The organism is Aeromonas sp. Y311-2, assembly GCF_027706025.1.
GTDB lineage: Bacteria > Pseudomonadota > Gammaproteobacteria > Enterobacterales > Aeromonadaceae > Aeromonas > Aeromonas veronii.
Map to the genome: position 1 here is coordinate 44,881 of NZ_JAPDCL010000029.1, position 8,945 is coordinate 53,825.

The 8,945-nt window shown below is 58.8% G+C and carries 7 protein-coding genes; 3 read left to right on the plus strand and 4 right to left on the minus strand.

Going from position 1 to position 8,945, the window contains the following annotated elements; translation table 11 throughout:
* Positions 1-42 precede the first annotated feature (42 nt).
* From thiB to thiQ, 3 genes are all read left to right on the plus strand, one after another.
* Entirely contained in the window at positions 43-1,023 is a 981-nt protein-coding gene (thiB, locus tag OKC42_RS20295; RefSeq protein ID WP_270820765.1) for a thiamine ABC transporter substrate binding subunit, read from the plus strand.
* Complete coding sequence (gene thiP / locus OKC42_RS20300; RefSeq protein ID WP_270820770.1) at positions 1,020-2,642, plus strand: thiamine/thiamine pyrophosphate ABC transporter permease; 1,623 nt, start codon at positions 1,020-1,022, stop codon at positions 2,640-2,642. The genes thiB and thiP overlap by 4 nt, the downstream gene beginning before the upstream one ends.
* 81 nt (positions 2,643-2,723) lie before the next feature.
* Positions 2,724-3,419 (plus strand): thiamine ABC transporter ATP-binding protein, encoded by a 696-nt coding sequence (gene thiQ, locus OKC42_RS20305; RefSeq protein WP_270820766.1) that lies wholly within the window; start codon positions 2,724-2,726, stop codon positions 3,417-3,419.
* Positions 3,420-3,497: 78 nt separating this feature from the next.
* Here thiQ and OKC42_RS20310 read toward each other — a convergent pair whose 3' ends face one another.
* The 4 genes from OKC42_RS20310 to OKC42_RS20325 all read right to left on the minus strand — a co-directional run bounded on the left by OKC42_RS20310 (position 3,498) and on the right by OKC42_RS20325 (position 8,594).
* Positions 3,498-4,868: a PhoH family protein gene (locus tag OKC42_RS20310; protein ID WP_005358170.1), complete on the minus strand. Its 1,371-nt coding sequence runs from the start codon at positions 4,866-4,868 to the stop codon at positions 3,498-3,500.
* Between the two features lie 220 nt (positions 4,869-5,088).
* Positions 5,089-5,772, minus strand: a complete 684-nt coding sequence (locus tag OKC42_RS20315) for a TSCPD domain-containing protein (RefSeq protein WP_041210370.1) — start codon at positions 5,770-5,772, stop codon at positions 5,089-5,091.
* A 10-nt stretch (positions 5,773-5,782) separates the two neighbouring features.
* Positions 5,783-7,930 (minus strand): adenosylcobalamin-dependent ribonucleoside-diphosphate reductase, encoded by a 2,148-nt coding sequence (locus OKC42_RS20320; RefSeq protein ID WP_270820768.1) that lies wholly within the window; start codon positions 7,928-7,930, stop codon positions 5,783-5,785.
* Between the two features lie 211 nt (positions 7,931-8,141).
* A complete protein-coding gene (locus OKC42_RS20325) occupies positions 8,142-8,594 on the minus strand; it encodes a pullulanase (protein ID WP_069555892.1) in 453 nt (150 codons plus the stop codon).
* Positions 8,595-8,945: the final 351 nt, after the last annotated feature.

An 8,945-nucleotide genomic window follows, 5' to 3' on the forward strand; every position in this document is an offset into this window, starting at 1 on the left:
CGCTGGCACCTCGTTATTAACAAGTAATAGGGAGTGCCACCCATGAAGACCCTGCTGCTGGTCACCACCGGCCTGCTGTCGGCCAATGTGTTCGCCGCCGACACCCTCACCGTCTACACCTACAGCTCCTTCACTGCAGAATGGGGTCCGGGGCCCAAGATCAAACAGGCCTTCGAGAAAGAGTGCGACTGCACCCTCAATCTGGTTCCCCTCGAAGATGGGGTCGCCATCCTCAACCGGCTGCGGCTGGAGGGCAACCACAGCAAGGCCGATCTGGTGCTGGGGCTCGACGATGCCCTCATCAGCGAAGCCAAGCAAAGCGGTCTGTTCGCCCCCCATCCCGCCAAGCTCGACAGCATCAAGGTGCCGGGTGGCTGGCAGGATGACACCTTCGTCCCCTACGACTACGGCTACTTCGCCTTCGTCTATGACAAAGACAAACTCAAGCAGCCGCCCAAGAGCCTGAAAGAGCTGGTGGAGCGTCCCGACCTCAAGGTGATCTATCAGGATCCCCGCACCTCCACCCCGGGGCAGGGGCTGATGCTGTGGATGAAGTCTGTCTACGGCGACAAGGCGCCTGCCGCCTGGGCCGAGCTTGCCAAAAAGACGGTCACCGTCACCAAGGGGTGGTCAGAGGCCTATGGCATGTTCCTCGATGGCGAAGCGGACATGGTGCTCTCCTACACCACCTCTCCGGCCTATCACCTGATTGCCGAGAGCAAGCCCCAGTATCAGGCTGCCGCCTTCGAGGAGGGTCACTACCGCCAGGTAGAAGTGGCCGCCAAGCTGAAGAGCGCCAAACAGGGGAAACTGGCTGACCAGTTCCTGCAATTTATGGTGAGCCCCGCCTTCCAGCAGGAAATCCCGACCGGCAACTGGATGTATCCGGTTATCGACACGCCGCTGCCCAAGGGCTTCGAGCAGATGATCACCGTAGCCAAGCCGCTCGCCTTCAGCAGCGATGAGGTGGCCGCCAATCGCAAAGGGTGGATCCGCGAGTGGCTGCAAGCCGTCACCCAGTGAGCCGTTATCTGAAACCACAGGCTCGTCCCCTCTGGTGGTTGCCGGGCAGTGCAGCCACCCTGTTGATCCTGCTGTTATCCCTCGGGCCGCTTGCGGCCCTATTGTGGCAGGCCGGTTCACTGGCCCCCCGCACCCTGCTCGCAGATCCTTATCTGCGTCATGTGCTGGGGTTCAGTCTGGGGCAGGCACTGCTCTCCACCCTGCTCAGTCTCGGGCTGGCCATTCCGGTGGCCCGCGCGCTGGCGCGGCGCCGTTTCATTGGCCGAACCCTGCTGATCAAGCTGTTTGGTCTCTCGCTGGTACTGCCGGTCATCATCGCCATCTTCGGCATAGTAGCGGTACACGGTAAGCAAGGGTGGCTACCGCAACTGTTGCGCTCACTGGGGCTGGATCCCGGAAATTATCTCTACGGCCTGTTCGGTATCCTGCTGGCCCACGTCTTCTTCAACATGCCGCTGGCGGCACGCCTCATGCTGCAGAGCATAGAGAGCATCCCCGAATCGAGCTGGCGCCTTGCCAGCCAGCTCGACATGCGCTCATCCCACATCTTCCGGCTGCTGGAGTGGCCGCTTATTCGCGGCATATTGCCGGGGCTGGCCAGCCTCATCTTTATGCTCTGCTTCACCAGCTTCACTACCGTGCTGGCGCTGGGGGGTGGGCCGAAATCGACCACCCTGGAGGTGGCCGTCTATCAGGCGCTACGCTTTGACTTCGATCTCGCCACCGCGGGCGGATTGGCGCTGGTGCAGCTGATCCTGACCGCCGCCCTGCTCGCCCTGCAGCACAAGCTGCAGAGTACCCCGGCCAGCAGGGTGACACCCCGTCGCCCCTGCCTGCGACCGGATCGCCATCAGCCGGGCACGGCTGTGGTGGATCTGCTCTCGCTCGGTATCGGGCTCGCCATCTTTCTGCCGCCACTGCTGGCCATTGTGGTGGCTGGCCTTCACCCCGGCCTGCTGACGGCGCTCACCTCCAGCAAACTGTGGCAGGCGAGCGGCCAGTCGCTGCTGATTGCGCTGGCGGCAGGCACCCTGGCGACCCTGCTCGGCAGCGGCCTGCTACTCACCAGCCGTCACCTCAAGGTGCGCACCCGCCAGCGACGGGCTGCCGCCCTGTGGGAGGCCAGCGGCTCGGTGATCCTGATGATCCCGGCCGTGGTGCTCTCTACCGGCCTGTTTATCCTGTTTATGCCCTTTGCCGACGTGTTCGCCCTCGGCCCCTGGCTGGTGGTGCTGGTCAACGCCCTGATGGCGCTACCCTATGTGCTGCGCACCCTCTCTGCTCCCATGCAGCTGGTGGTGCGCCAATACGACCGGCTGGCGGACAGTCTGGGGGTACGCGGCCTGCATCGCCTGCGACTGGTGGAGTGGCCGCTGCTGCGCCGTCCGTTGGCGCTGGCGATGGCACTGTCGATGATCCTCTCGCTGGGGGATCTTGGCGCCATCGCCATGTTTGGCAGTCAGGAGCTCACCACCCTGCCCTGGCTGCTCTACCAGCAGCTCGGCAGTTACCGGCTGACCGAAGCGGCCGCCACCGCCCTGCTGCTGCTGACACTCTGTTTCTCCCTGTTCTGGCTGGTGGAACGGGGACTTGGAGGAAAAAATGGCGAGCAACATTGAGATACTAAACGCCTTGCGCCCCTGTGCCAGCGTTTCTGCGGCTGTTCCGGCTGGTGGAACGGACCCTTTGAGGAGGAAAACATGCTGAACATTGATACGCTGGTAACCAGCTACCCCGACTGGCGCGTCAACTTCAGCGCGACCCTGCCCAAGGGGGAGATCACCGCACTGATTGGCCCAAGCGGCGCAGGCAAGTCGACCCTGCTCGGGATGATCGCCGGTTTCGTGCCGGTGGAGTCAGGCAGCCTCAGCTTCGATGGCGAAGATCTGTTACCGCTGGGCCCGGCCGAGCGACCAGTCACCACCCTGTTTCAGGATCACAACCTGTTCCTGCATCTGTCGGTGTTCGACAATATCGCCATCGGCTTGCACCCGGGTCTGCGCCTGAGTGCAACCCAGCGAGCACAAGTGATCGATGCAGCCGCGCGGGTTGGCCTCGGCGAGATGCTAAGCCGCCTGCCGGAGCAGCTCTCCGGCGGCCAGCAGCAGCGGGTCGGGCTGGCCCGTGCGCTGGTGCGAGGCAAACCGCTGCTGCTGCTGGATGAACCCTTCTCTGCCCTCGATCCGGCCCTGCGTCGGGAGATGCTGGCCGAAGTGGCCCGCCTCGCCTGCGAGCAGGGCATTACCGTACTGATGGTCTCCCACAATCCGGAAGATGCCCAGCTGATTGCCGATCAGGTGCTCTTTGTAGACGAGGGCCGCATCGCCCTGCAGGGAAAGCCGGATATGCTGCAACGCAGCAACCACCCGGGGCTGCTGCGCTATCTGGGTCAATAGCCCTTGACCCAAGACTGCGCCGGAATCAAAAAGGGAGGCCGATTGGCCTCCCTTTGCATCTGGAAATATTCAGTTTAATCAGAGGTTTTCCTCGGCGAACGAAGCCAACCGGCTGCGCACCACGCCATTGAGGAAGATGTTGGCACTGCCGTCGAAATCCTTGAAACGCTCGACGATGTAGGTAAGACCCGAAGTCACCGGGCTCAGGTAGTTTGAGTCGATCTGGGCCAGGTTACCGGAGCAGACTATCTTGGTGCCCTCGCCGCAGCGGGTGATGATGGTCTTGATCTGGGAGGCGGTCAGGTTCTGGCACTCATCCAGCAGCACGAAAGTGTTCTGGATGCTGCGCCCGCGCATGAAGTTGACCGATTTGAACTGGATATTGGCCTTCTCCATGATGTAGCTGAGCGAGCCGCTCATGTTCTCGTCCTGCTTGTGCAGTACCTCCAGGGTGTCGGTCACCGCCGCCAGCCAGGGCATCATCTTCTCCTCCTCGGTGCCGGGCAGGAAGCCGATGCTCTCGGCAATTTCCGGGGTATTCCGGGTGACGATCACTTTCTCGTAAATGCCCTTCTCAATCACCAACTCCAGCGCAGCAGCCATGGCCAGCAAGGTTTTGCCGCAACCCGCCGGGCCGGTCAGGATAACCAGATCGATGTGCGGATCGAGCAGTGCATCCAAAGCCATCCCCTGATAGACATTCTTGGGATGGACACCCCACGCCTTGCGGGACATCAGCCGCTCGCGGCCCAGATCCTTGATGCGGATCTTGTTGCCATCGTGGCTGAGTACCCGGGCGGCGAAGAAATTCTCCTCATCCACCAGATACTGGTTTACGTGAACCCCTTCCAGCAGATTGGCATCGATCACATGGATGGTGTCGCGGCCATGGGTCTCGCTCTCGCACTCGCCAACCCGCTCCCAAAAGCTGCCGGGCACAACCTGAAAGCCTTTAGCCAGCAGGCGGATATCGTCGATCAGCTGGTCGCTACGGTAATCTTCAACGTGAGCAAGCCCGGCCCCCTTGGCCTTGAGGCGCATGTTGATGTCTTTGGTGACCAGCACCACCTGACGCTTCAACTCGTGCTTTTGCAGATAGAGGGCCGCGTTGATGATACGGTTGTCGGCCTCCTTGTCGGTAAAGACCTCGGCATCCTGCGGCAGATGGTGATCGCTGAAGATGCAGATATTGCCGCTCGCTTCGCCAGCCAGCGGAACGCCTTGGGTGATCTGATCCGGGGTTGCATCGCGGAACACATCTTCCAGCGCACGAATGGCCACCCGCGCGTCGCGGCTGACATCCTTGTTGCGATCCTTGATGTTATCGAGCTCTTCCAGCACCGTCATGGGGATGAGCACGTCGTGCTCTTTGAAGGAGTAGATAGCGAGGGGTTCGTGAAGCAGAACGTTGGTATCCAGGATAAACAGCTTTCGGTCCGTATTGTCCATAAGCATCCTCCTTGGCACTGAAGGGCCACGTGTGTGAATCTCAGATGTCATTGAAACCACACGGCCGTGACAGTTTTATTACCCTCAACGCTACGCCCGATTTTACTATCGCGCAACAAATCACTTGGCCGCCTGATTTGATTGCGCATAAAAACAGCAATATAAAGACCGGCACTGTGGCCGGTCTTTTTTCTATCGTTCAACTACTTGAGCATGTTTGTCAGCCGCACTTGGAGTCGCCACAGTTGAGGCAGGTCATGCAGCCATCCTTCAGCACCAGCGCCTTGGTGTGGCACTTGTAGCAGAGCGCGGCATTGGCCGGGAAACCGCTGCCAGCCTGTTGCTCCTCGGCCTCCTGAGCCGCCTTCAACTCGGCCTGCTTCTCGGCCAGAAACGCCTGCTGATGCTCGTCCAACCCCGGCGCCTTGAGCATGCCTATCTCGGTGAGATGGCTCTCGATCACGTTGCCAATTTCGGCGATCAGCGATGGAACGTACTTGCCCTTGTTCCAGTATCCGCCCTTGGGATCAAACACCGAGCGCAGCTCCTCCACCAGGAAAGTGACATCCCCACCCTTGCGGAATACGGCGGAGATAATGCGGGTCAGCGCCACGATCCACTGGTAGTGTTCCAGGCTCTTTGAGTTGATGAAGATCTCGAACGGACGGCGGGTTTCGTGCACCGTGCCCTCGTTGAGAATGATGTCGTTAATGGTGATGAACAGCGAGTGCTCGGAGACATGTTCCGGCGTCTTCAGCTTGTAGGTGGTGCCCATCAGTCGCTCCGGACGCAACACGGTTTCGTGCATGTGCACCACGTCATCCTGCGGGGCCAGCTCTTCTTGCGGCTCATCCTTGGTACGCACCTTGTAGGCGACGATTTTCTTGTCGATCTTTTTGACCATAATGTCGTTCTCAGAATTTACCGTAATAGCCTTCTTTCAAGGCGTCGTAGAGGTTGGCGGCAGTGTGCAGCTCACCATCGTATTCAATCTCTTCGTTCCCCTTGACGGAGATGACGGAGCCATCCTCCAGGGTGAAATCGTACAGGGTGTTCTCCAGATCCTTCTCCTTCACCAGCACGCCCTGGAAGGCCTCCGGATTGAAGCGGAAGGTGGTGCAGCCCTTGAGGCCGGAGTCCGAGGCATACATGTAGATGTCCTTGAACTGCTCGAACGGGAAATCAGTCGGCACGTTGGCAGTCTTGGAGATGGAGGAGTCGATCCAGCGCTGGGCCGCCGCCTGAATGTCCACATGTTGCGCCGGGGTGATGTCATCAGCAGTAATGAAGTAGTCCGGCAGACGACTCGCCTCATCATCGGCATAGGGCATGGCGGATGGATTCACCAGCTCGCGATAGGCCAGCAGCTCGAAGGAGTAGACATCCACGCTCTCCTTGCTCTTCTTGCCCGGCTTGATGACGTTGCGGCTGTAGTGGTGCGCAAAGCTCGGCTCGATGCCGTTGCTGGCGTTGTTGGCCAGAGACAGCGAGATGGTGCCGGTCGGCGCGATACTACTGTGATGGGTGAAACGCCCACCCACTTCGGCCAGCTCAGCGACCAGCGCAGGATCCACTTCGGCAACCTGCTGCATGTAGCGGCTGTAGCGCGCATGCAGCACCTTGCCCTTCACCTTGTCGCCCACCTTGATGCCCTCAGCCGCCATTTCCGGGCGCAGACGCAGCATCTTGCCGGTCACTTCGAACTCCTGCTCCATGATGGGGGCTGAGCCCTTCTCCTTGGCAAGACGCAGGGACTCCTGCCAGCCGGTCATCGCCAGCTCCTGGGATACCTGCTCGGTAAAGGCTACGGATGCCGCAGAGCCGTACTTGATCTGCAGCATGGTGAGGGTCGAACCAAGACCCAGGAAACCCATGCCATGCCGGCGCTTGGCTGTGATCTCCTCGCGCTGTTTGGCCAGTGGCAGTTGGTTGATCTCCACCACGTTGTCGAGCATGCGAGTAAAGATGGCCACCACCTTGCGAAACGCCTGCCAATCGAATGCCGCGTTTTCAGTAAAAGGGTCGCGCACAAACTTGGTCAGATTGACCGAGCCGAGCAGACAGGCACCGTAGGGCGGCAACGGCTGCTCACCACAGGGGTTGGTCGCGCGGATCTCTTCACTGAACCAGTTGTTGTTCATCTGGTTGACCTTGTCGATCAGGATGAAGCCGGGCTCTGCATAGTCATAGGTGGAGGTCATGATGACGTTCCAGAGCTTGCGTGCCGGCAGGGTCTTGTAGACCTTACAGGCGACCTGCCCCAGCTCGTTGAATACAACCCCTTCCTTGTTGGGCCAGTCGGCCCATAGCACCTGAGCGGGATCGTCCAGCGCAATGCCATCCTGCTCCACCTCTTTGGCGGTGTAGGGGAAGATCAGCGACCAAGGGGCATCCTCTTTCACCGCCTTGACGAAATCTTCGGTGATGAGCAGGGAGAGGTTGAACTGACGCAGGCGGCCATCTTCACGCTTGGCCTGAATAAACTCGATCACATCGGGATGGCGGATATCCATGGTGCCCATCTGGGCACCGCGACGGCCACCGGCTGACGAGACCGTGAAACACATCTTGTCATAGATATCCATGAAGGAGAGCGGGCCGGAAGTGTAGGCACCGGCACCGGAGACAAAGGCACCGCGCGGGCGCAGAGTCGAGAAGTCATATCCGATGCCGCAACCGGCTTTCAGGGTCAGACCGGCCTCGTGCACCTTGCCGAGGATATCGTCCATCGAATCTTCGATGGTACCGGAGACAGTGCAGTTGATGGTTGAAGTGGCAGGCTTGTGCTCAAAAGCCCCGGCGTTGGAGGTGATGCGGCCCGCCGGAATAGCCCCATTGCGCAGCGCCCACAGGAACGGCTCATACCAGGCCTCCGGTTCCAGCTCCTGCTCTGCCAACGCACGGGCTACCCGCTGGTAGGTCTCATCGATATAGCTGTCGATGGGAGTGCCATTCTTGCTCTTGAGGCGATACTTGCTATCCCAGATCTCGAGGGACGTTTCCTGCATGGGGATAAGGCGGGAGCCAAGCTCACTCTCCAGCACCGGGTTCGATTTAGCCATTTTCAATCAACCTTATGTGAATGCATCAACATCATGACAACAGCAGAAAACACAACTAATGGTGCCATCTAAAATTAATGGCACAACATATAGTACACCTGATGCCATGAGGGCGCCGATTCTAACCTAAAAAAATGCCCCGGCCAGCAGATTTCTGGGCCAGGGCACTTAACTGATTAATTTGCTAAGAGATTTAACACTCAGAGATAGATCAGGGCTTCTTGACGTAAACGGTCGGTGTTTCACCCGCCATATTCAGATAGAACTCGTAGACGCCATCAGCATCCGGTGAGAACTTCATGTCCTCATACTTGGAGCAGGGGTTGACCGGCACCGCCTCACCACCCAACACGGCAACACCATCACTCGGGCTCTTGTAGCCAAAGTTGGTACCGCAGCTCCAGCCTGAATCAGCAAACTTGAACTTGTAGGGAGCCCACTCTTTCTTGAGGGTGCCTTTGGCCATATAGAGCTTGTCGGCCACCTTGACAACCTTGCTTTCATCAGTCGCCATCCAGTCGTTCATCTCCCCGCGCAGGTAGATGGACTTGCCACCGAAGTCGCTGTTGTCTGCCGCTGTCTGCTCTGCACCACCATTGGATGCGCAACCGCCTAATACCAGGGTTCCCGCCGCCAGCATCATCGTTACTGTTCTTTTGAACATGGGTCTATTCCTTAAATTATTGTGATTCCTTGGTCCATCCATGTGGACTGAAGAATTAAACCAGAGCGGGCATCACAAGAAAGGTAGAGGCATCACATTCTGTACTTTTTGTATCCAACACATTGAACTGGTGAGCAAATATCGAACAGAAAAAGAGGTCTTTATGGGGCTTTAGAAGGGTAATCAATGAATGACAAGAAGGGGAAAGTCTAATAATCCGGCGACGTGCTGAATTGCAGGCAATAAAAAACCCCGCTCGATGAGCGGGGTTTTTAAATTGGGTGCCTGGCAGTGTCCTACTCTCGCATGGCGAATGCCACACTACCATCGGCGCTACCGCGTTTCACTTCT

What these genes read in the sequence shown, in the direction of transcription:
- OKC42_RS20310 (WP_005358170.1), bottom strand. Translation starts at nt 4,868, where the DNA reads ATGGACAATACGGACCGAAAGCTGTTTATCCTGGATACCAACGTTCTG.
- OKC42_RS20320 (WP_270820768.1), bottom strand. Translation starts at nt 7,930, where the DNA reads ATGGCTAAATCGAACCCGGTGCTGGAGAGTGAGCTTGGCTCCCGCCTT.
- OKC42_RS20315 (WP_041210370.1), bottom strand. Translation starts at nt 5,772, where the DNA reads ATGGTCAAAAAGATCGACAAGAAAATCGTCGCCTACAAGGTGCGTACC.
- thiB (WP_270820765.1), top strand. Translation starts at nt 43, where the DNA reads ATGAAGACCCTGCTGCTGGTCACCACCGGCCTGCTGTCGGCCAATGTG.
- thiQ (WP_270820766.1), top strand. Translation starts at nt 2,724, where the DNA reads ATGCTGAACATTGATACGCTGGTAACCAGCTACCCCGACTGGCGCGTC.
- OKC42_RS20325 (WP_069555892.1), bottom strand. Translation starts at nt 8,594, where the DNA reads ATGTTCAAAAGAACAGTAACGATGATGCTGGCGGCGGGAACCCTGGTA.